The organism is Pseudomonas sp. NPDC089407, assembly GCF_044900445.1.
In the GTDB taxonomy this organism is placed as follows: Bacteria; Pseudomonadota; Gammaproteobacteria; order Pseudomonadales; family Pseudomonadaceae; genus Aquipseudomonas.
On the sequence record NZ_JBJDNB010000007.1, the window covers coordinates 154267 to 176088 of the forward strand.

17 protein-coding genes are annotated in these 21822 nt (G+C 64.3%); 7 read left to right on the forward strand and 10 right to left on the reverse strand.

Annotated elements, in window-relative coordinates:
* Positions 1-6: 6 nt before the first annotated feature.
* From ACI2KG_RS08095 to ACI2KG_RS08105, 3 genes are all read right to left on the reverse strand, one after another.
* Positions 7-828, reverse strand: coding sequence for a substrate-binding periplasmic protein (locus ACI2KG_RS08095; RefSeq protein WP_404661501.1), 822 nt, complete (start codon positions 826-828; stop codon positions 7-9).
* 187 nt (positions 829-1015) lie between these two features.
* Positions 1016-1945, reverse strand: a complete 930-nt coding sequence (locus tag ACI2KG_RS08100) for an electron transfer flavoprotein subunit alpha/FixB family protein (protein ID WP_404661502.1) — start codon at positions 1943-1945, stop codon at positions 1016-1018.
* Positions 1946-2695: an electron transfer flavoprotein subunit beta/FixA family protein gene (locus ACI2KG_RS08105; protein ID WP_404661503.1), complete on the reverse strand. Its 750-nt coding sequence runs from the start codon at positions 2693-2695 to the stop codon at positions 1946-1948.
* 531 nt (positions 2696-3226) lie between these two features.
* Here ACI2KG_RS08105 and ACI2KG_RS08110 point away from each other — a divergent pair.
* A complete protein-coding gene (locus ACI2KG_RS08110) occupies positions 3227-4909 on the forward strand; it encodes an electron transfer flavoprotein-ubiquinone oxidoreductase (RefSeq protein ID WP_404661504.1) in 1683 nt (560 codons plus the stop codon).
* A 213-nt stretch (positions 4910-5122) separates the two neighbouring features.
* On the opposite strand, the gene ACI2KG_RS08115 is transcribed toward ACI2KG_RS08110, so the two are convergent.
* The 4 genes from ACI2KG_RS08115 to ACI2KG_RS08130 all read right to left on the reverse strand — a co-directional run bounded on the left by ACI2KG_RS08115 (position 5123) and on the right by ACI2KG_RS08130 (position 8293).
* Entirely contained in the window at positions 5123-5524 is a 402-nt protein-coding gene (locus ACI2KG_RS08115) for a type II TA system antitoxin MqsA family protein (RefSeq protein WP_404661505.1), read from the reverse strand.
* Between the two features lie 97 nt (positions 5525-5621).
* Complete coding sequence (locus ACI2KG_RS08120; protein ID WP_404661506.1) at positions 5622-6947, reverse strand: MFS transporter; 1326 nt, start codon at positions 6945-6947, stop codon at positions 5622-5624.
* Between the two features lie 222 nt (positions 6948-7169).
* Entirely contained in the window at positions 7170-7649 is a 480-nt protein-coding gene (locus ACI2KG_RS08125) for a histidine kinase (protein WP_404661507.1), read from the reverse strand.
* A 167-nt stretch (positions 7650-7816) separates the two neighbouring features.
* Entirely contained in the window at positions 7817-8293 is a 477-nt protein-coding gene (locus ACI2KG_RS08130; protein ID WP_404661508.1) for a sigma-70 family RNA polymerase sigma factor, read from the reverse strand.
* Between the two features lie 250 nt (positions 8294-8543).
* On the opposite strand from ACI2KG_RS08130, the gene ACI2KG_RS08135 reads away from it, so the two are divergent.
* From ACI2KG_RS08135 to ACI2KG_RS08145, 3 genes are read left to right on the forward strand one after another with little or no spacing between them, the layout of a single operon-like run.
* Positions 8544-9716 carry an efflux RND transporter periplasmic adaptor subunit gene (locus tag ACI2KG_RS08135; protein ID WP_404661509.1) on the forward strand — a complete coding sequence of 391 codons (1173 nt, stop codon included), beginning with the start codon at positions 8544-8546 and terminating at the stop codon, positions 9714-9716.
* Positions 9717-11681: a MacB family efflux pump subunit gene (locus tag ACI2KG_RS08140; RefSeq protein ID WP_404661510.1), complete on the forward strand. Its 1965-nt coding sequence runs from the start codon at positions 9717-9719 to the stop codon at positions 11679-11681.
* A gap of 3 nt (positions 11682-11684) precedes the next feature.
* Positions 11685-13088, forward strand: a complete 1404-nt coding sequence (locus tag ACI2KG_RS08145; RefSeq protein WP_404661511.1) for an efflux transporter outer membrane subunit — start codon at positions 11685-11687, stop codon at positions 13086-13088.
* 125 nt (positions 13089-13213) lie between these two features.
* On the opposite strand, the gene ACI2KG_RS08150 is transcribed toward ACI2KG_RS08145, so the two are convergent.
* The gene (locus ACI2KG_RS08150; protein ID WP_404661512.1) at positions 13214-14824 is read right to left on the reverse strand and encodes a PvdJ/PvdD/PvdP-like protein; all 1611 of its coding nucleotides are present in this window, start codon (positions 14822-14824) and stop codon (positions 13214-13216) included.
* A gap of 292 nt (positions 14825-15116) precedes the next feature.
* Here ACI2KG_RS08150 and ACI2KG_RS08155 point away from each other — a divergent pair, with 292 nt between their 5' ends.
* Positions 15117-16463 (forward strand): dipeptidase, encoded by a 1347-nt coding sequence (locus ACI2KG_RS08155; RefSeq protein ID WP_404661513.1) that lies wholly within the window; start codon positions 15117-15119, stop codon positions 16461-16463.
* Between the two features lie 18 nt (positions 16464-16481).
* A complete protein-coding gene (locus tag ACI2KG_RS08160; protein ID WP_404661514.1) occupies positions 16482-17774 on the forward strand; it encodes an aminotransferase class V-fold PLP-dependent enzyme in 1293 nt (430 codons plus the stop codon).
* 121 nt (positions 17775-17895) lie between these two features.
* On the opposite strand, the gene ACI2KG_RS08165 is transcribed toward ACI2KG_RS08160, so the two are convergent.
* A complete protein-coding gene (locus ACI2KG_RS08165; protein WP_404661515.1) occupies positions 17896-18864 on the reverse strand; it encodes an alpha/beta hydrolase in 969 nt (322 codons plus the stop codon).
* A 141-nt stretch (positions 18865-19005) separates the two neighbouring features.
* Between ACI2KG_RS08165 and ACI2KG_RS08170 the strand changes: the two genes are divergently transcribed.
* Positions 19006-20127 carry a cupin-like domain-containing protein gene (locus ACI2KG_RS08170; RefSeq protein ID WP_404661517.1) on the forward strand — a complete coding sequence of 374 codons (1122 nt, stop codon included), beginning with the start codon at positions 19006-19008 and terminating at the stop codon, positions 20125-20127.
* Positions 20128-20305: 178 nt separating this feature from the next.
* Here ACI2KG_RS08170 and ACI2KG_RS08175 read toward each other — a convergent pair whose 3' ends face one another.
* Positions 20306-21697: an aspartate aminotransferase family protein gene (locus tag ACI2KG_RS08175; RefSeq protein WP_404661518.1), complete on the reverse strand. Its 1392-nt coding sequence runs from the start codon at positions 21695-21697 to the stop codon at positions 20306-20308.
* Between the last annotated feature and the right edge of the window lie 125 nt (positions 21698-21822).

Here is a 21822-nt window from a genome sequence, read left to right on the forward strand (position 1 = left end):
ATCTTCCTAGTGTTTGGGGGCGTCCGCCGGTACCTGCAACTGCGCTTTCCAGCGCTCGACATTACGTTGCAGTACCGCCTCTGACGCACCGGAGATCGGCAATTCTGTCAGTTTTTTCGCCAATTGCCCACGCAACCAGCTGTCATTGCAGGCGGAGTTGTGCGACAGCGCCAGGTACAGCCCCGGGCGATCCACCGGCAGGCCGCGGGCGATCAGGTCATTGCTCATGCCCAGGCTCTGCGCCATGGCCATGCCGGAGTAGCGGCCTGCCAGCACATAGTCCACCTGGCCGAGCACCAGCTTCTGGAACGCCTGGGTCAGGTTTTGCGCCGGCACCAGCTTGAGCTGGGCCTTGGCGAAAGCGGTAAACGCCGGGGTCAACCGCGCGCGCTCGGACAAACTGCCCTGGTAGCGGGCCAGATCGGCCGGGCCGTCGAAGGTCAGTTGCGCATCGTGGCGGGTCCACACCAGGTACTCGTTGAGCTGCAATGGCGGGTGGATGTAATCCAGCGCAGTCAGTTGCTCCACCTGCATGGGCGTGTCGAGCAGCAGGTCCATGCGCCCGCTGCGCACTTCTTCCAGCGCCTGGTCGCGGCGGCCGGCATTCAACACCTCAACCTTTACACCCAGCTCGCCAGCCACCTGGCGCAACAGGTCGACGTTGGCGCCGATCAAGTGTTTCGGGTCTTTCGGGTCTTGCCACGAATAAGGCGGCGCATCAGGGCTGCCGGTTGCCACCAGGCGCTCGCATTTACCTGCGGCCATCGCCACGGGTGACACCAGCAACGCCACACATGCCAACGCCTTGCCCATTCCGCACAACGTCATCCGTCACTCCTTCTAATGCTTGCTCCGGCCCTATCGCCGGCAAGCCAGCCCCCACAGTTACAGCGCAGCGCTCGAGGGCAGTGCTGTACCTGTAGGAGCTGGCTTGCCAGCGATAGGGCCGGTACAGGCCAAAAAAAACCCGGCCCCCTGTAGCAGGGCCGGGTTCTTTATAAGTGAAGCAGCCGGATCAGACCAGCTTTTCCAGCTCCGGAACCGCTTCGAACAGGTCAGCGACCAGACCGTAGTCGGCCACCTGGAAGATCGGCGCTTCTTCATCCTTGTTGATCGCAACGATCACCTTGGAGTCCTTCATGCCAGCCAGGTGCTGGATCGCGCCGGAGATACCGACGGCGATGTACAGCTGTGGCGCAACGATCTTGCCGGTCTGACCGACCTGCATGTCGTTCGGCACAAAACCGGCGTCGACGGCGGCACGCGAGGCTCCCACGGCAGCACCGAGCTTGTCGGCCAGGCTGTACAGGTGCTTGAAGTTGTCACCGTTGCCCATGCCACGGCCGCCAGACACGACGATCTTGGCAGCGGTCAGCTCTGGGCGGTCGGACTTGGCCAGCTCTTCGCCGACGAAGGCCGAAATGCCGGCGTTGTGGGCAGCGCCCACCGCTTCAACGGCAGCCGAACCACCTTCGGCAGCGACCGGGTCGAAACCGGTGGTACGCACGGTGATGACCTTGACCGCAGCGCTCGATTGCACGGTGGCAATGGCGTTACCGGCATAGATCGGGCGCTTGAAGGTGTCGGCGGACTCGACCGAGATGATCTCGGAGATCTGGTCCACGTCCAGCAGCGCGGCAACGCGCGGCAGGATGTTCTTGCCGTTGGTGGTGGCCGGGGCCAGCACGTGGCTGTAACCAGCAGCCAGCTCGACGATCAGCGGCGCGACGTTTTCCGGCAGCACATGGGCGTAGGCAGCGTTATCGGCAACCAGCACCTTGGCCACGCCAGCGATCTTGGCGGCGGATTCGGCAACGCCACCGACGTTCTGGCCAGCGACCAGTACGTGCACATCACCACCGATCTTGGCGGCAGCGGCGACAGTGTTCAGGGTGGCCGGGGCTACGGCACCGTTCTCGTATTCAGCGACAACCAGGATAGTCATTTAGATTACCTTCGCTTCGTTCTTCAGCTTCTCGACCAGTTCGGCCACCGATTTGACCTTGATGCCAGCGCTGCGGGCAGCCGGCGCTTCAACTTTGACGGTCTTGTTGGTCGAAACGAGAGAAATGCCCAGATCGTCAGGCTTGACGGTCTCCAGCGGCTTCTTCTTGGCCTTCATGATGTTCGGCAGCGACGCATAGCGTGGCTCGTTCAGGCGCAGGTCGGTGGTGACGATGGCAGGCAGGTTCAGTGCCACCGTCTGCAGGCCGCCGTCGATTTCACGGGTGACGTTCAGCTTGTCGCCGGCGACTTCGACCTTGGAGGCGAACGTGCCCTGGGCGTAGCCGGTCAGCGCAGCCAGCATCTGGCCGGTCTGGTTGTTGTCGCTGTCGATGGCCTGTTTGCCGAGGATGACCAGCTGCGGCTGCTCCTTGTCGACAACGGCTTTCAGCGCCTTGGCCACGGCCAGGGAGTTCAGTTCATCGGCAGCTTCGACCAGGATGGCACGGTCGGCACCCAGGGCCAGGGCGGTACGCAGTTGCTCCTGGGCAGTGGTCGGGCCGACGGAAACCACGACGATCTCGGTGGCCACGCCTTTTTCCTTCAGGCGGACGGCTTCCTCGACGGCGATTTCGCAGAAGGGGTTCATGGACATCTTGACGTTAGCAAGGTCGACGCCGGAGTTGTCCGCTTTGACGCGAACCTTGACGTTGTAGTCGACCACTCGTTTGACAGCTACAAGAACCTTCATGGATTCCTCGTTACTCTCCGGTGAATAGATAGTCGCCTGGGGCAGAGCCCAGCGATGCGCGTGGGTACAAGGGCACCTCTAAAAACGTACCGGGGGCAGTATCCTCACTGTGACCGAACAGTCTTGTCCGGACTCTTGCGACAAATACTCACGGGTCATTTCCTGTCGTGGCGTGTAAACTCCACTACAAACCGGCCTAAGCCCGCAAAACCCTGCTCCACACCTGGTCTTTAGAGGTGTACCTGCGCCCGGCTGCAAGCCTACGGCGAACGTAAAACCGCTCGTATCTTGACCGTAACACCCAATCCGGTCAATACGGCAAATCGGTCACCCTCCAGCCGCGTTCCTGTGATTTTACTGGCCTGCGGCAAATTCAAACAAACGTTTGTATTGGACCCGCCAAGTGGTGTAGATATAATGCGCGGCCAAGACAAAACGGTGTAGTCCGTCATTTGCGCAGCTACAGTTTCGCTCCCGTGATGAGCCACTGCGCGCAAGCACCCATAAGACAAAGCAACAGCACGAGCCTTGATGAGTAGGAGAGAACCTGTGGAACGCGAATACATGGAATTCGACGTGGTCATCGTCGGCGCCGGCCCGGCGGGCCTGTCCGCCGCCTGCCGCCTGAAGCAGAAGGCCGCCGAAGCCGGTAGCGAAATCAGCGTCTGCGTGGTGGAAAAAGGCTCTGAAGTCGGCGCCCACATCCTCTCCGGCGCGGTGTTCGAACCGCGCGCGCTGAACGAGCTGTTCCCCGACTGGAAAGCGCTCGGCGCCCCGCTGAACACCGAAGTGAAGCGCGACGACATCTACGTGCTCAAGGATGCCGGCAGTGCCACCAAGGTGCCTGACCTGTTCGTGCCCAAGACCATGCACAACCATGGCAACTACATCATTTCGCTGGGCAACCTGTGCCGCTGGCTGGCCCAGCAGGCCGAAAACCTCGGCGTGGAAATCTACCCGGGCTTCGCTGCCCAGGAAGCGCTGTTCGACGACAACGGCGTCGTCCGCGGCATCGTGACCGGCGACCTGGGTGTCGACCGTGAAGGCAACCCGAAGGACGGCCTGTACACCCCGGGCATGGAACTGCGCGCCAAGTACACGCTGTTCGCCGAAGGCTGCCGCGGCCATATCGGCAAGCAGCTGATCAAGCGCTTCAACCTCGACAACGAGTCCGACGTCCAGCATTACGGCATCGGCCTGAAGGAAATCTGGGAAATCGACCCGGCCAAGCACGAGCAGGGCCTGGTGGTGCACACCGCTGGCTGGCCGCTCGACGTAATGGCCAAGGACAACACCGGTGGTTCGTTCCTCTACCACCTGGAAAACAACCAGGTGGTGGTCGGCCTGATCGTCGACCTTTCCTATGCCAACCCGTACCTGTCGCCGTTCGACGAGTTCCAACGCCTCAAGCACCACCCGGTGATCAGCCAGTACCTCGAAGGCGGCAAGCGCATCAGCTACGGTGCCCGTGCAATTGCCAAAGGTGGCCTGAACTCGCTGCCGAAAATGGTCTTCGACGGCGGTGCGCTGATCGGTTGCGACCTGGGCACCCTGAACTTCTCGAAGATCAAAGGCAGCCATACCGCCATGAAGTCCGGCATGCTCGCCGCCGAGGCCGTCGCCGACGCACTGGCTGCCGGCAGCGAAGGCGGCGACAAGCTGAACGGCTATGTCAGCGCATTCAAGGCCAGCTGGTTGCATGAAGAACTGTTCGCCAGCCGTAACTTTGGCGCGGCCATCCACAAGTTCGGCCCACTGCTTGGTGGTGCGTTCAACTATGTTGACCAGAACTGGTTCGGCGGCAAGCTGCCGTTCACCCTGCACGACACCAAGCCGGACTACGCCTGCCTGAAGCTGGCCGCCGATTCGCAGAAGATCGACTACCCGAAACCGGACGGCAAGCTCAGCTTCGACAAGCTCAGCTCGGTATTCCTCTCCAGCACCAACCACGAAGAGGAACAACCCTGCCACCTGAAGCTGACCGACCCGAACGTGCCGATCGCCAGCAACCTGCCGCTGTACGACGAGCCGGCCCAGCGTTACTGCCCCGCGGGCGTGTACGAAGTGGTCACCCAGGAAGACGGCAACAAGCGCTTCCAGATCAACGCGCAGAACTGCGTGCACTGCAAGACCTGCGACATCAAGGACCCGGCCCAGAACATCACCTGGGTTACCCCTGAAGGCGCTGGCGGGCCGAACTACCCGAACATGTAAGGCACTCTGCCCTTGCGCCAACAAAAAGCCCCCGGTTCGTGAGAGCCGGGGGCTTTTTGTTGGCCCATGTAGGAGCGGCCTCGTGTCGCGATCGGGCCGCGTAGCGGCCCCAGCAATTTGTGCCAATGCTGAGATCATGGGGCTGCTGCGCAGCCCGATCGCGACACAAGGCCGCTCCTACAAAGGTGGCATCGTTCGGAAACCGGGACCGCATCAGGCCGTGCGCACTTCCTCGAAAAGCTCGGGGTGGCGATCCAGCAGTTTGAGCAGTTTCACTAGCGCCACTGGCGGCGTGGTCTTGCCGTTTTCGTAACGGGAGAACGCATTGACCCCACCACCGAAAATTTCCCCCGCTTCACGCTGGTCGAGGTCAAACTTCCTGCGCATGGAGGCAATGAAGGAAGGATCCACAACAGCTGCATTGATCTGACGCTCGAATGCCGTCATCAGATTACTGACACGCATGGCTTCATCATGGCTCAGTACACATTCGCCACATGCAGAACAGTAATCGCCACTTACATCAGGGATTACAGTCGTCTCGCCTTTGTAGCTAAAGGGCATGCCCTGAATGTCAGGCGTAAGCTCCGAACCGCCGCATATTGGACACCTCATGAATACAACTCCTTGAAGGACACGATGAGCAAATCATCAACTGCAGGCCACGTCAGATGCATGGAGTCTGCCTCAGTCCCCCAAGACCGCTACATGTTCATTTGTCACCACACATGACCGGCATCGGCTCCGCCGCAAACACCAATGGCTCACGACGCCCGAAATACAAGGCTGTCAGCAGCCCCACCGCCCCCATGACCAGACAAAAGCCGACACACACCCACGGGCTCCACGGCATCAGCGCAATCAGTGCCAGCGGTGTGGTGCTGGCCCATAGCGCGTAAGCGATGTTGTAGGTGAAGGAAATCCCAGACACGCGAATTTCCGCCGGGAACAGGCCGACCATCACCGACGGCACTACCCCCACCACGCCGCAGCTCAACCCCGCCAGTGCATAGGCCAGCCAGGTCATGCCCCACTGCCCCACCAGGCTGGCGTACAACACGCCGACACCCAACGGCAGCAACAGGCTGTAGAGCATCAGCGCACGCCAGGCGCCCACACGGTCGACCAGCAGCCCAGCCAGCACGCAGCCAATGTTGAGGAAGACGATGCCCACGCTGCTGAGGGCGAAGGTGTGCCCGGCAGTCATGCCGAAGCGCTGTTGCATCACTGTCGGGGTGATCACCACCAGCACCACCACGGCCGAAGTCAGCACGCAGGTCAGCAGCGCGGCCGGGATCAATGCCCGGCGGTGCTCGCCCAGCACACGCCGTAGCGGAAACGTCACGGTTTGCTCCTGGCGCGCGCGTAGGGCCAGGAACACGGGGGTTTCGCTCAGCCAGCGGCGCAACCACACACCCATCACACCAAACACGCCGCCCAGCAGGAACGGGTAGCGCCAGGCGTAGTCGAGGATTTCCTGTGGGCTGAACAGTTGCGCCAGCAGGGTCGCGGTCAACGCCCCCAGCAGGTAGCCGAAGGTCAGCCCGGCCTGCAGAAAGCCAAGGGCATAGCCGCGCCGCCCGTTGGGCGCGTGCTCGGCGACGAAGGTCCAGGCGCTTGGCACTTCACCGCCCACGGCGGCACCCTGAAGGATCCTTAGGGCCAGCAGGATAAGCGGCGCGGCGTAGCCAATGTCGGCGTAGGTCGGCATCACCCCGATCAGCAGGCACGGCAGGGCCATCATCAGTATGCTCAGGCTGAACACCCGCTTGCGCCCCAGGTGGTCGGCAAAGTGCGCCATCAGGATGCCGCCCAGTGGCCGCGCCAGGTAACCGGTGACGAAAATGCCGAAGCTTTGCAGCAAGCGCAGCCATTCGGGCATTTCGGGCGGGAAGAATAGCTGGCTGAGGGTCAGCGCAAAGAATACGAAAATGATGAAGTCGTAAATTTCCAGCGCGCCGCCCAACGCCGCCAGGCCCAAGGTCCGGTGGTCGCCGCGGCTGAACCGGGGCGGGCGAGCGGTATCGATGGCAGTCATGGCAGAATCCGCAAATCGGCAAAGGGCAAGAGCATATCAAATAGCCGCCCTGTTGCCCCCAATGCCGATCAGTCAGCACATTGGGGCTGCTTTGCAGCCCATCGCCGGCAAGCCAGCTCCCACAGGGAGCGTGCAAACTTCTGGAATTGCGCGATCCCTGTGGGAGCTGGCTTGCCGGCGATGGGCCGCAACGCGGCCCCGCCGTGCTTCGCTGTTGCAGCGCTAGCGGTTGAACACCGTATGGGCGAAGTTGGCCCGTGGCCGCGGTCGCGCAGCATTGCCCGACAGGGTGCCCGGCAGCGGCAACTTGCCGACCAGCAGCGGCGCGTCAATGATCGCCATGAATGACTCGAGCGCCTCGCTATCGGGCGCCTGGGGCAGGCTCAGGCTGACCGCCTGGCGCTCGACCTGCGACACCGCAGGTACTTTCAACTGGGCTGAGTGGTAAAGCAGGGCGTGCTGGATCTGCGAACTGACACGGCAAAAGCGCTCCAGGTCGACCCCGGCATGGCTGGCCAGTTCGATATTGCCCAGCAACAGGTGGAAAGGCTGTAAGGCGCACTGCACCAGGCGCTGCAACTCCTCGAAGCTGTCCACCGGGGCTATCCGGTAATAGCCCAGGCCATTGAGCAGCCGCTCCAACTGCAGGCGCTGGCACGGGTGTGCGTCGGCGATGAGGATGCGCAGGGTCTTGTTTGCCATGGACGGACCTGGGCAGTTGGGTAATGGGTGCATTCCATGACCTACTGCGCCAGTAACGGCTACTGCCAAGGCCACGCCTGACAGCGGTCTTCTTTGATAGAAGTCGGGAAATGCGCAGAAATCAAGTAATTGAGTGACGGAATTTGCAATCGTCTTTAATTCGCCACTCAGGAATCCCACTCACGCATGCGCACCCGGCAGTGCTTCATGGCATTGACGATGTGCTTTTCCACCAGGCTGCGCGAGATGCCCAGGTGCTGGGCAATTTGCTGGTGCGACAGGCCATCTAGCTTGCGCAACAGAAAGCACTCGCGGCAGACCTTGCTTAGCTCGTCCAGCGCACGCTGCATCAGCGCCAGGCGCTGGTCAAGCTGCAGGGCGTGGGCAGGCGCGGCTGTGTGCCAGCGCTCATCGCTGTCCAGCACCTCCAGTGGCTCGGCCTGACGCACCAGATGGCGCCGGTGACGGTCGACCACCAGGTTGAGTGCGGTACGGTAGAGGAAGGCGCGAGGATGCTCGATGCGCTCGGCGTCAGTGCGTTCCAGCACCCGCAGGTAAGCATCGTGCGCCACGTCCTCGGCGGCCTGGCGACTACCCAGACGCGCGGAAAGGAAGCCCACCAGTTCGCGATAGTAATGTTCCACGACGTTACCTGAGATCGTCCTGCGGACCGAGTGATGTCAACGTGCGATCTTACAAATTATAATTATTCTCAGCAACAAGGGTATGTCTATAGATATTTGCTGCCTGTGAGATCGAGCGCCGCGCGGGCGGCGCTCGATCTCCCAGGCGCCACAACCCTGTAGCCATACACCAGTCAGCCCCCACCCAATCTCCGCTAAATCCCTCCCCCCCCCTTACGTCTATCTGGCACCCCCTTGGCTGGATGTCAGCATGAGACCTTTAACCACCCCCCGTCGCCGTGCCCTGCTCACTGGCCTTGGCCTGCTGGGCCTGGGCAGCCTGCTGGCCTGGAAGACCCTGCCCTACGGCGCGCAGCCTCTGAGCACGGTTGCCGTGACCCGCGCCGATATCGAAAGCAGTGTGACAGCACTGGGCACCTTGCAACCGCGGCGCTACGTGGATGTCGGCGCACAGGCATCCGGGCAGATCCACAAGCTGCACGTCGAAGTCGGCGACACGGTGAGCAAGGGTGAGTTGCTGGTCGAGATCGACCCCTCGACCCAGCAGGCCCGGCTGGATGCCGGGCGCTTCTCGATCGACAACCTCAAGGCCCAGCTGGCAGAGCAGCGTGCGCAATACCTGCTGGCCCAACAGCAGCTCAAGCGCCAGCGCGACCTGGCCGCCGCCGGTGCCACCCGCGACGAGGACGTGCAAACTGCCGCGGCGCAGCTGAAAGTCACCCAGGCACGCATCGACATGTTCCAGGCACAGATCCGCCAGGCCCAGGCCAGCCTGCGCAGTGACGAAGCCGAACTGGGCTACACGCGCATCTACGCCCCCATGGACGGTACCGTCGTGGCCGTGGATGCCCGCGAAGGGCAAACCCTTAATGCCCAGCAGCAAACCCCGCTGATCCTGCGTATCGCCAGGCTTTCGCCGATGACCGTGTGGGCGCAGGTGTCGGAAGCCGACATCGGCAAGGTCCAGCCAGGCATGAGCGCTTATTTCACCACGCTGGCCGGCGGCAAGCGCCGCTGGGCCAGCACCGTGCGCCAAGTACTGCCGATCCCGCCCAAGCCGCTGGAGCAGGCCAGCCAGGGGGGCGGCAGCCCGGCCAGCGTCAGCAATGGCAGCGCCGGTAGCCAGGTGGTGCAGTACAGCGTACTGCTGGATGTCGACAACCCGGACGGCGCGTTGATGGCCGAAATGACCACGCAAGTGTTCTTCGTCGCCGGCCAGGCCAGCCAGGTGCTGACCGTGCCGCTGGCCGCGCTGGAGGACGGTGACGGCCTGCGCCTGGCGCATGTCCTGACCGGCGACGGCAAGGTGGAACCGCGCAAGGTGCGCACCGGCCTCAGCGACCGCCTGCGAGTGCAGGTGCTGGACGGCCTCAGCGAAGGCGAACGCCTGGTCATCGGCGCCCCTGCCGTGAGTGGAGGCTGAATGAGCACACCCCTGATCGAACTGGTCGACATCCGCAAATCGTACGGCGGCGTCGACACCCCCAGGGTCGACATCCTCCACGGCATCAGCCTTGCCATCCACCCCGGCGAGTTCGTCGCCATCGTCGGCGCCTCCGGCTCCGGCAAGTCGACGTTGATGAACATCCTCGGCTGCCTCGACCGCCCCAGCGCCGGCAGCTACCGCTTTGCCGGCAAGGACGTGGCCGACCTGGGCAGCGACGAGCTGGCCTGGTTGCGCCGTGAAGCGTTTGGCTTCGTGTTCCAGGGCTATCACCTGATCCCCTCGGGCTCGGCCCAGGAAAACGTCGAAATGCCGGCCATCTATGCCGGCATCGATGCCAGCGAGCGCCACGCCCGGGCCAGCGCCCTGCTCGGCCGCCTGGGCCTGGCCAGCCGCACCGGCAACCGCCCGCACCAGTTGTCGGGTGGCCAGCAGCAGCGGGTATCGATTGCCCGCGCCTTGATGAACGGCGGCCATATCATTCTTGCCGACGAACCCACCGGTGCCCTCGACAGCCACAGCGGCACCGAGGTGATGGCGTTGCTCGACGAACTGGCCAGCCAGGGGCACGTGATCATTCTGATCACTCACGACCGCGAAGTGGCGGCGCGGGCGCAGCGGGTGATCGAGATACGCGACGGCCTGATCATCAGTGACTCGGCTGCCGGGAATGCCCCGGCCAACAGCACACAAGGCCTGCAAGCCGACCAGCTGCGCCAGCGCCTGGACCGCGGTGCCACCCTGCGCGGCGCCTGGAAAGGCGAATTGCTCGAAGCCCTGCAGGCCGCCTGGCGAGTGATGTGGGTCAACCGCTTTCGCACCGCCCTGACCTTGCTGGGTATCGTTATCGGTGTGGCTTCGGTGGTGGTGATGCTGGCCGTGGGCGAAGGCAGCAAGCGACAGGTCATGGCGCAGATGGCGGCCTTTGGTTCGAACATCCTCTACCTCAACGGCAAGCCGGCGACACTGGGCGAACCCGCCGGCACCATCACCCTGGACGATGTGGCGGCCATTGGCCAACTGCCGCAGGTCAAGCACGTGATGCCGGTGATCGGCGAAAAACTGATGGTGCGCCATGGCAACAACAGCCAGAAGTTCTACGTAGGCGGCAACAACACCGACTTCCCGGAAATCTTCAACTGGCCGGCGGTGCAAGGCAGCTTCTACAGCGAAAGCGACGAAGCCAATGCCGCCGCCGTGGCGGTCATTGGCCAGAAAGTGCGGGAAAAAATGCTCGACCCCGGGCGCGACCCGCTGGGGCAATACCTGCTGATCGGCAACGTGCCGTTCCAGGTGGTCGGCATCCTCGCCGGCAAAGGCGCCAGCTCCGGTGACCAGGACAGCGACGGGCGCATCGCCGTGCCCTACTCCGCCGCCGCGATACGCCTGTTCGGCCAGCGCGACCCGGACTACATCGCCGTCGCCGCCCTCGATTCCACCCGGGTCAACCAGGCCGAAGCCGCCATCGACCAGCTGTTGCGCCAACGCCACAACGGCCGCCAGGACTACGAGCTGACCAATGACGCGGCGCTGATTCAGGCCGAAGCGCGCACGCAGAACAGCCTGTCGCTGATGCTCGGCGCCATTGCCGCGATCTCGCTGCTGGTGGGCGGCATTGGTGTGATGAACATCATGCTGATGACCGTGCGCGAACGCACCCGCGAAATCGGCATCCGCATGGCCACCGGTGCGCGCCAGCGCGACATCCTGCGCCAGTTCCTCAGTGAGGCGGTGATGTTGTCGATGGTCGGCGGCCTGGCCGGCATTGTTCTGGCCCTGGCCATCGGCGGCGGCCTGATGCTGGCCGAGGTGGCCGTGGCGTTTGCCCTGCCTGCCATGCTCGGCGCCTTCGCCTGCGCCGTCGTCACCGGCATCGTGTTCGGCTTCATGCCCGCGCGCAAGGCCGCCCGCCTCGACCCGGTCAAAGCCCTTACCAGCGAATAACCCATGACATTGCCTAGCCGCATCAGCCTGTTGACCCTGTGCATTGGCCTAGCTGCCTGCAGCACGCCGCCCCCACCCGCCAGCGGCATCGCCGCGCCCCCTGCCTGGCAAGGCCAAGTTGCCGCGGCCTCGGCACACTCGCCAACGGCCCAGTGGTGGCACGCCTTCGCCAGCCGTGAGCTCGATCGCCTGGTGCAGCACGCGCTGCACAACGCCCACGACCTGGCCGCCGCCACCGCACGCGTACGCCAGGCCCAGGCCCGCGCAGTCATTGCCGGTGCGCCCATGCTGCCCGAGCTGCAACTGGGCCTGAACGGCAGCCGTCAGCGCTTGTTGCATGGCGACGGCAATGACCAGCTCGACGTCAGCCGCAACCAGCCCACCAGCACCTCGTTCGACATGCAGCTGAGCGCCAGCTACGAGATCGACTTCTGGGGCGGCCTACGCGCGACCCGCGACAACGCCCTGCGCAGCCTCGACGCCAGCCGTTTCGACCGCCAGACCGTGGAGCTGACCCTGGTCAGTGCGGTGGCTGACAGTTACCTGCAGGGCCTGGCCGTGGAAGAGCAGTTGCGTATCGCCCGCCTCAACCTGCGCAATGCCCAGGACGTGCTGGGCCTGGTCGAGGCACGCCAGCGCAGCGGCTCGGCCACGCGCCTGGAGCTGGCCCAGCAGCGCAGCCTGGTCGCCACCCAGCAACGCCAGCTACCGCTGCTGGAGCAGAAGTGGCAAGACACCCGCGTCACCCTGGCGACCCTGCTCGGCGACCCCGTGCAGTTGTTGCCGGCCAGCCAGGAAACGATCGCAGCCCTGCAATGGCCAGCCATTGGCAGCGGCGTCCCCAGCGCGCTGCTCACCCGTCGCCCGGACATTGCCGCAGCAGAAGCGCGGCTGGCCGCGGCCAGTGCCAACGTGCAGGTCGCCCGTGCTGCCATGCTGCCCAAGCTGACCCTGGGGGCCAACCTGGGGGCGGGTGCCAACGCCTTTGCCCATTTGTTCGACAGCGCCTATTACACCCTCACCAACGGCCTGGTCGCACCGATTTTCAATAACGGCCGGCTGCGCGCTGCCCGCGAGCTGGCCGAGGCGGAACAGGGGGAGCTGCTGGAGACTTACCGCAGCAGCATCCTGGCCGGCTTTGCCGATGTCGAGAAAGCACTGAACGCCATCCACGGCGTGGACCGCCAACGGCAGTGGCAGGATGAAGAAGTCCAGCAGGCGCGACTGGCCGCCGACCTGGCACAGCAGCGATATGGCGCGGGGGCCGAGACCTTGTTGAGCGTTTTGGAGACCCAACGCACCTTGTATGTGGCACAGGACCAGCAGGCACAATTGCGCCTGGCCCGGTTGCAAGGCAGCGTGGCGTTGTACAAGGCATTGGGTGGGGGGTGGCAGGTCGGGCAGTAGAGTCTGACTGACCTGGCCCTATCGCCGGCAAGCCAGCTCCCACAGGTATTCCACAAACCTTGCAATTATTAGTGGGATACCTGTGGGAGCTGGCTTGCCGGCGATAGGGCCGGGTCAGGCAACGATTACCTGCGCACTTTCAGATTACGCGCATACCACGGCCGCTGCGGCACCTTGGGCCGCAGCTTGTCGAACAGGTCTTCATCGCTGTAGATGATGCGCAGCGCCAGTTTCATGGTCTCCGGGTCCATCTCCACGCTGCGCCCGGGCCGCAGCCCGGGCACCGTCGAGCAGCCATGGGTGTCCGGCCCCAGCCACGGATCGGCCACTTCCACCCAGCGCCCCGGAGCGAACCACGGCACGCCGTTGACCTCCAGGCGGCGCACCTCACCCGGGTGCAGCCGCTCATGGGCACGAAACCAGTCCTCGATGCGGTCGTCGATCCAGCCATGGAAGTGCCAGAACACCGGGTTTACATGGGAGGAAAACGGGTCACCGAGGAAATCGTTCTGCGCCGCAAACCAGCGCTCGGCAAAGTCGTCCGGTGTGCGCGCCGTCGGCACCGGCATGCCGTTGGAAGGGTCACGCGGCACCGATGCCCAGCGCATGTGCAACCAGTCGTGCAGGCCCAGTTCCACCTCCGAACCGAACTGGCCCAGGGTCAAGGTGCTCAGGTAGTCCGGGTCGGTATAACGCGATTCCCACACCTGGAAGTTGGCGTGAAACGTGTCCGGCGTCTTGATGTCGCGAACCCATTGCGTGTACTCGTCGTCACCGCTGGCCAGCCAGGTGGGTGGCAGGGCGTTGCCGTCATGGTTGTCGAAGTAACGGGCAAAACCTGCGCGGTCACGCTCAAGCTCGGGCTGCGGCAGCGGGAAGCGCGGCCAGGAAGGCAGGTCCTGCAGGGCACGGGCACTGCCCAGCATGTGCCGGTGCATGAAGAAAAAATCCTCGCCCGAACCGTTGCGGTCCTTGTGCCGCCCACGCGCATCACGCTCGCGGTCACGTGGCCCCGGTTGCCAGCCCAGACCACGCAGGGCGCCCTGCTTGCGCTTGTCCAGCTTGTGCCATTTGTCCCGTGACGAATGCCACAGCTGGTGGAACAGACGATGCTCCGGGGCGATCAGCCAGGCCAGCAGCTGCGGGTTCAGCGGGGTGCGCTCGCGCGCCTCGGGAAAGGTGCGTTTCAAGGCCAGGAAGCGGTTGTCTTCCACGGGCAAGCTCAGCGCGCGGTCCATGCGTGCCAGGCTGCCATTGAGGGTGGCCGGCCCGGCATTGCCGAAGCGGCCCCAGACTTCATCGAGCACAATATGGCACTCATAGCGCGCCTGCTCGGAGAATAGCCGCCAGCGCAAGGTGCCCGGCTTGTCGGCCAACAGGTCGCCGACTACGCGGTAGCGCGGTTCAGCGTCACCGCGCAGGCGCGCCGGGGTGTCCAGATAACCGCGCAACGCACGGCCGCTGGCGGCCACATCGAGGAACAGCTCCAGCTCGCCGCTGGGCAAACCGGCCAAACCGGCATCCTTGCCCTGCAAGGTGAAGCGCCAGATGCCGCGCAGGGTGTCGCCCAACTGCTGCAGCCGGGCATCGGCCAGCTCGACCACGGCTTCGCCTGGCGTTTCCGGGAATGCCTCGGCCTCCTGCTGGCGCTTCACATACAGCGCACCCAGGGCGCCAGGTACCACCACACCCGTCAATGCCACACCGGCGATGAAACCGCGTCGGGAAATCGTCATTGCATACCTGTGCATTCATTGCGGCCATGGAGCACGGCCCGTCCAAGGCTAGAACGTTGCACCCCCTGCGAAATTTAACGGGGCTGCGTTGCAGCCTAATCGCCGGCAAGCCAGCTCCCACAGCATTGCGCTAGCCCTCGTCTGGCGCAGTCCCTGTGGGAGCTGGCTTGCCGGCGATTGGGTCGCAAAGCGGCCCCCTGCTTGCAGTAAATTTCCTGCATGCACGTTCGTTCACTGCAGGTAGCGGCGGCCTCTGTGCCCATCCCTCGACGGTGAACCTACTGAGACCAAGATGACGACTCCACGCTGGAAGAAAGCCCTGTTTATCAGCCTGGCCGCGGCGGTTGCCGCTGGCGCCGGGTTTGCCGCCTGGCACTATTTCGCTACCCCTGCCGGCTACTCGCGTGAGGTGACCCGCCAGGCCAACGACCTGCAAGAACGCATCATTTCGTTCGACAGCCACATTACCCTGCCTCTGACCTTTGGCACCGAAGGCAGCGAGGCCGACAAGGATGGCAATGGCCGCTTCGACCTGGCCAAGGCCGCCAGCGGGCGCTTGTCGGGCGCTGCCCTGACCATCTTCGCCTGGCCCGAATCCTGGACTGGTAACGGTGGGCCGCACCGCCCTACCCCTGGTTTCGTCGAGGCCGCCCGGCACACCCAGGAAGTCCGCTACAACGCCATCAGCGCCATGGTCCGCGACTTCCCCCAACAGGTCGGCATCGCCTACACCCCACAAGACATGCGGCGCCTGCATGGCGAAGGCAAGTTCGCGGTGTTCCTCAGCATGCTCAACGCCTATGCGCTGGGTGACGACATCGACCAGCTCGACCGCTGGGCCGCGCGCGGCGTACGCATGTTCGGCTTCAGCTATGTGGGCAACAACAGCTGGGCCGACTCCTCGCGCCCGCTGCCGTTCTTCAATGACACCGCCGATGCCCTCGACGGCCTGTCCCCTGTCGGCAAGCGCGCGGTGCAGCGGCTGAACGAACTGGGCGTGATCATTGATGTGTCGCAGATGTCGAGCAAGGCGCTGGCCCAGGTGGTCGCCCTCAGCCACGCGCCGGTGGTGGCTTCGCACTCGGCGCCACGGGCCATGGTCGACATCAACCGCAACCTTTCCGACAAGGAACTGCAACTGATCAAGGACAGCGGCGGGGTGATCCAGCTGGTGGCCTTTTCCACCTACCTGAAACCGCTGAGCAGCAAGACCCAGGACAAGCTCAATACCTTGCGCGCCCGGTACGACCTGCCACCGCTGGCCAACCTCAACTACGCGCTGATGCCCGGCGACCCGGTGATCGCCGGCTGGCCGGAACAGAAGGTCGGCCAGTACGCCAACGCGCTGTACGGCATTCTCGACGAAGAGCCGCCTGCAACGCTCAAGGACTATGGCGATGCCATCGACTACACGGTGCGCAAGGTCGGCATCGACCACGTCGGGCTCAGCTCGGACTTTAACGAGGGCGGTGGCATCGACGGCTGGCAGAACACCAGCCAAGCGCGCAACGTCACGGCCGAGCTGATCAGTCGCGGCTACTCCGAAGCGGATATTGCCAAGCTCTGGGGCGGCAACTTCCTGCGGGTGTGGGAGCAGGTACAGCGCGCCGCGCAGCCTGTCGCCACGTCATCTCCCTGACCCCTTTCGAGCACCTCGATGAACGACCGTCGCACGTTTCTCAAGCAGGCCGGCTTGCTGGCCGCTGCCTTGCCCTTTACCAGCCCCGGCCCGCTGTTGCCCAGCGCCCAGGCTGCGCCGGCGAAACCCGCCTCGGCCAACGACTGGGCCGCTGTTCGCGACCTGTTCGAGCTGGACCCGAGCTACGCGCACTTCGCCAACTTCCTGATTACCTCGCACCCACGGCCGGTGCGTGAAGCCATCGAAGCCCTGCGCGCACGCTTCGACCGCCAGCCCGCACACATGGTCGACTGGGACAGCCAGTCGGAGTGGAAACACGAAGCCGCCGTGCGCGAATGGGCCGCGCGCTACCTGGAAGTGACACCGCGGCAGATCGCCCTGACCGGCAGCACCACCGAAGGCCTGGGGCTGATCTATGGCGGCCTGAAGATCGCCCCGGGGCAGGAAATTCTCACCACCGTGCACGAGCATTCGGCCGCGCGCCACACCCTGGGCTTTCGCACCGCGCGTGACGGCACGGCGGTACGCCGCCTGCGCCTGTTCGAAGACCCGGCCAAGGTCAGTACCGACCAGGTCCTGACAACGATTGCGGCGGCCATCAGGCCGAAAACCCGGGTGCTGGGTATGACCTGGGTACATTCGGGCAGTGGCGTGAAACTGCCCGTGGGCGAAATCGGCACACTGGTGCGCGAGGTCAACCGGCAGCGTGACGAGCAGGACCGGATCATCTACGTGATCGACGGTGTGCATGGCTTTGGCGTCGAGGACATGCGCTTCGCCGACTTCAACTGCGACTACTTCATTTCTGGCACCCACAAGTGGATGTTCGGGCCGCGCGGGACCGGGATCATCTGCGCGGCGTCGACCGAACTGAAACAGCTGATCCCGACCATAGCGAGTTTCTCGGAGAATGAAGACTTCGCCACGGTGATGACGCCAGGCGGCTACCACGCGTTCGAGCACCGCTGGGCGTTGGGCAAGGCCTTCGAACTGCACCTGCAGCTGGGCAAGGCGGCGGTACAGGCGCGCATCCATGGGCTGAACGAGCAACTCAAGCAACGGCTTGAGGCAGTGCCTGGCGTTGAGCTGGTGACGCCGCGCAGTGCACAGTATTCGGCGGGGTTCAGCTTTTTCAGGGTCAAGGGGCAGGATGCCGATGAGGTGGCCAAGTACCTTAACCGCCAGCGTATCGTGGTGGATGCAGTGTCACGGGACGCGGGGCCGGTGGTGCGCACGGCGCCCGGGTTGCTGAATACCGAGGCGGAGGTCGAGCGGTTGGTGGATGTGTTGAGCAAACGCGTTCGCGGGTAAGGCCCAGGGGCCGCTTTGCGGCCCATCGCGACGCAAGGCCGCTCCTACAAGGGACCGCGGCCTCCTGTAGGAGCGGCCTTGTGTCGCGAAAGGGGCGCAAAGCGCCCCCGGCAATCTCACGTCAGGACTGGCCAGCAACCCGCGCCAACCACTCCCCGACATCCCGATAAATCCCCTCAACCTGCCCAACAATCCCCGACATGCGCAAAAAGTCATGGGTCAGCCCCTCCACCCGCGCAAAGGTCACCGGCGTTCCCCCCGCCAGCAACCAGTCCCGGTAGGCAATGCCTTCGTCATGCAGCGGGTCGTACTCGGCCACCCACAGGTACGCCGGTGCCAACGGCTCACGCAAGCACGACAGCAGTGGCGAAACCCGCCAGTCCAGGCGCTGCTCGGGCTGCGGTGCATAGTGCTGGTAGAACCACTCCAGGGTAGGCGTCTCCAGCAGGTACCCCTCGGCATGCTCACGGTGCGAATCGCGCTGGCAGGAAATATCGGTCACCGGGTAGAACAGCAATTGCGCCAGCGGCTTGAACGCCAGCGCTTCGGGCTGCTCCACCGCCATGATCGCCAACACCGCCGCCAGGCTGGCACCTACGCTGTCCCCCGCCAACACCACCCGGCGGTTGTCCAGGCCCAGCGCTGCCGCCTGCTCGGCCAGCCAGTTGGCAACATCCAGCACATCGTGCAGTGCCACCGGGAACTGCTGCTCCGGCGCCAGCCGATAGTCTGCCGCCAGCACTGCGTACTCGCCCAGTGCCGCCAGGCGGCGGCATACCGAATCGTGCGAGTCGAGGCTGCCCACCACATAGCCACCGCCATGCAGGTAGAAGATCACCGGCTGCAAGGCCGCACCGGCGTCGCCCTGGCGGTACAGGCGCGCCGCCAGGCTGGCGCCGTCGCGCGCGGTAGCCTGCAATTCGCTGACCGTGACGCTGCCCGGTGGGCTTGGGTCGAGCACCTGCGAGCTAGCGGCGAACTCGGCCCGCGCCTGGGCCACGCCCATCGCGTGCATGGGCAGGTTCCTGCCCGTCAGCCGGCCAAATTCGACCAGTTCCAGAAAAGCCGCCAGATCGGGGTGCAATGCCATGTGGGTTCCTTGGGTAAACAATGTGCTCAAAACATCCCTACGGGACGTAGCAGCAGCGCTAAAAATTACCCACCACACGGCTAAATCGTTGGCGCGGGCACTCGTTATCCCTGCACAACGAAAGACCGCCAGAGGCACACCGTGGACCTTCAGAGCATCCTCAGCAAACTGTTCGCCAACGCCCATGCCGTCGGCATCGAAGGCGTATTCCAGTTCGTCTTCGGCCACGACCGGGCCTTCTGGTCGGAGGTACGCGAAAGCAGCCGTACCGGCGTCGGCCAGCACAGCACGCCGGACGTCACCATCGAAGTGGCCGAGCGCGACTTCCTCGGCATCATGGCGGGCACCGCCAACGTCGAGGAACTGTTCGCCAGTGCCCGGCTAAAGATCACCGGCAACATGGGCCTGGCCACGCTGCTGCCGCAAATCATCAGCAACGCCCGTCGCGGCGCCACGGCGGCCAAGGTGTCGATGAACCAGCGCTACCCGACCCCCACGCGCCTCAGCGAACGGGTGTCGGCTGCGCAGCCGGTGCAGCGCGAAGTGGCAAGGGTTGCCTATGCCGACATGCCGCTGGCGCGCTTTCAGCGCGAGTTCCTGGAGCACGGTACGCCCGTGGTGATCAGCGATGCGCTGCAGGACTGGCCACTGTTCACCATGGGCCGCCAGGCCTCGCTGGAGCATTTCGCCGAATTGCAGGGCATTACCCGGCACGGCGATTACGTGAAGAAGACCTTTTCCACCGACCGCGATTTCCGCTCCACCTCGATGGCCGAGTTCATCGCCTCGCTGGATACCCCGGCCAAACCCGGGGAAACCCCGGCCTACATGGGCAACAACATCGTGCCGGAAAAGCTGCTGACGCTGATCCGCCACCCGCAGTACTTCAGCCGCGACAAGTTCATTGCGCCGCGTATCTGGATCGGCCCCAGGGGCACCCTGACGCCACTGCACCGCGACGATACCGACAACCTGTTCGCCCAGGTCTGGGGGCAGAAGTCGTTCATCCTCGCTGCACCGCATCACCGCCCGGCGCTGGGCACCTGGTCAACCAGCCCCAAGGGTGGCCTCGACGGTTGCGACTTCAACCCCGACGCACCGGACTACCAGCGCTTTCCAGCCGCACGCGAAGTACCGTTCCTGCGCGTGGTGCTGCAGGCCGGCGACCTGCTGTTTCTGCCTGAGGGCTGGTTCCACCAGGTCGAATCAGTATCCACTTCGCTGTCGGTGAATTTCTGGGTGAATTCCGGGCGCGGCTGGTAACCGCCAGGGTAGGTTGATATGCGACGGGCCGTCGATTGATTTGAAATAGCCGGGGCCGCTTTGCGCCCCATCGCCGGCAAGCCAGCTCCCACAGAGACCGCGCCGACCTGAAGGCTTGCGCGGTCCTTGTGGGAGCTGGCTTGCCGGCGATGGGCCGCAAAGCGGCCCCGGCAATCGCTCAGACCGCCGCGATCAACGCCTCCGCAAAGCGCTGCGCCACGTCATCGATCTGCTCGCCACTGATGATCAACGGCGGCAGGAAGCGCACCACCGCACCATGCCGCCCGCCCAGCTCAAGAATCAGCCCACGCTTCAGGCACTCACACTGTACCTTGGCCGCCAGCTCACGGTTGGCTACCGGGTGGCCGAGGGCATCCAGCTTACCCTGCGGGTCCACCAGCTCGACACCAAGCATCAAGCCACGCCCGCGCACATCCCCCAGTTGCGGATAATCGCGCTGCAACTGCAGCAGGTGCCGACGCAGGCGCTGCCCCATGGCCTCGGCATGTTCAGCCAAACGGTGTTCGACCAGATAATTGATTACCGCCGAACCCGCCGCCATAGCCATCTGGTTGCCACGGAAGGTGCCGGCATGCGCACCTGGCTTCCAGGTGTCCAGCCAGTCGCGGTACACCACCACCGCCAGTGGCAGGCTGCCGCCAATGGCCTTGGACAGGGTGACCACGTCTGGCACGATGCCGGCATGCTCGAAGGCGAACATGCGCCCGGTGCGGGCAAAGCCGCTCTGGATCTCGTCGATGATCAAGGCCACGCCGGCCTGCTCGGTGATGCGTCGCACCCCCTTGAGCCATTCGATGTCCGCCGGAATCACCCCGCCCTCGCCCTGCACCACCTCTAGGATCACCGCCGCGGGCAGCGGTACGCCGCTTTCCGGGTCGAGCAGCAGGTTTTCCAGGTAATGCAGGTTGGCCTTGACCCCGGCTTCACCGCCCAGGCCGAACGGGCAACGGTAGTCGTACGGGTACGGCATGAACTGCACGCCATTACCCAGCAAGGCGCCCAGTGGCTGCTTCGGCCCATGGCTGCCCATCAGGCTCAACGCGCCCTGGCTCATGCCGTGGTAGGCACCCTGGAAGGCCAACACGGTGCTGCGCCCGGTTGCGCCACGCACCAGCTTGAGCGCCGCTTCCACCGCATCGGTGCCGGTCGGGCCGCAGAACTGCACCTTGGCCTCACGGCGCAGGGCTTCAGGCAGGATGCCGAACAGGTCCTGGACGAAGCGGTCCTTGACCGGGGTGGTCAGGTCCAGGGTATGCAGTGGCAGCTCATCGGCCAGCACGCGCTGGATCGCTTCTATCACGACCGGGTGGTTGTGGCCCAGCGCCAGGGTGCCGGCACCGGCCAGGCAGTCGATGAACTGGCGGCCCTCGACATCTTCCACGTGGATGCCGCGGGCGCGCTTGAGCGCCAGCGGGATGCGTCGTGGGTAGCTGCGGGCGTTGGACTCCTGTTGCTGCTGACGTTGCAGCAGGGGCGAATCGGTGAATTCGTACAAGGCGTGCGGCACGCTGGCCGGCGGGAGCTGGGCAAGGCTGGAAGCGGTGGACATGGGTAAATCCTCGCAAGCAAGCGAATGGGCGGTTATCGCTTGGGAAACGCTTGAGTGCGGGGAGGATTTAGCGCTTGTTGTGGGATTTTCATTGGCCTGTGCTGGCCTCTTCGCGGGTAAACCCG

What these genes read in the sequence shown, in the direction of transcription:
- ACI2KG_RS08160 (WP_404661514.1), top strand. Translation starts at nt 16,482, where the DNA reads ATGAACGACCGTCGCACGTTTCTCAAGCAGGCCGGCTTGCTGGCCGCT.
- ACI2KG_RS08100 (WP_404661502.1), bottom strand. Translation starts at nt 1,945, where the DNA reads ATGACTATCCTGGTTGTCGCTGAATACGAGAACGGTGCCGTAGCCCCG.
- ACI2KG_RS08155 (WP_404661513.1), top strand. Translation starts at nt 15,117, where the DNA reads ATGACGACTCCACGCTGGAAGAAAGCCCTGTTTATCAGCCTGGCCGCG.
- ACI2KG_RS08140 (WP_404661510.1), top strand. Translation starts at nt 9,717, where the DNA reads ATGAGCACACCCCTGATCGAACTGGTCGACATCCGCAAATCGTACGGC.
- ACI2KG_RS08165 (WP_404661515.1), bottom strand. Translation starts at nt 18,864, where the DNA reads ATGGCATTGCACCCCGATCTGGCGGCTTTTCTGGAACTGGTCGAATTT.
- ACI2KG_RS08125 (WP_404661507.1), bottom strand. Translation starts at nt 7,649, where the DNA reads ATGGCAAACAAGACCCTGCGCATCCTCATCGCCGACGCACACCCGTGC.
- ACI2KG_RS08115 (WP_404661505.1), bottom strand. Translation starts at nt 5,524, where the DNA reads ATGAGGTGTCCAATATGCGGCGGTTCGGAGCTTACGCCTGACATTCAG.
- ACI2KG_RS08135 (WP_404661509.1), top strand. Translation starts at nt 8,544, where the DNA reads ATGAGACCTTTAACCACCCCCCGTCGCCGTGCCCTGCTCACTGGCCTT.
- ACI2KG_RS08095 (WP_404661501.1), bottom strand. Translation starts at nt 828, where the DNA reads ATGACGTTGTGCGGAATGGGCAAGGCGTTGGCATGTGTGGCGTTGCTG.
- ACI2KG_RS08120 (WP_404661506.1), bottom strand. Translation starts at nt 6,947, where the DNA reads ATGACTGCCATCGATACCGCTCGCCCGCCCCGGTTCAGCCGCGGCGAC.
- ACI2KG_RS08175 (WP_404661518.1), bottom strand. Translation starts at nt 21,697, where the DNA reads ATGTCCACCGCTTCCAGCCTTGCCCAGCTCCCGCCGGCCAGCGTGCCG.
- ACI2KG_RS08105 (WP_404661503.1), bottom strand. Translation starts at nt 2,695, where the DNA reads ATGAAGGTTCTTGTAGCTGTCAAACGAGTGGTCGACTACAACGTCAAG.
- ACI2KG_RS08145 (WP_404661511.1), top strand. Translation starts at nt 11,685, where the DNA reads ATGACATTGCCTAGCCGCATCAGCCTGTTGACCCTGTGCATTGGCCTA.
- ACI2KG_RS08150 (WP_404661512.1), bottom strand. Translation starts at nt 14,824, where the DNA reads ATGACGATTTCCCGACGCGGTTTCATCGCCGGTGTGGCATTGACGGGT.
- ACI2KG_RS08110 (WP_404661504.1), top strand. Translation starts at nt 3,227, where the DNA reads ATGAGTAGGAGAGAACCTGTGGAACGCGAATACATGGAATTCGACGTG.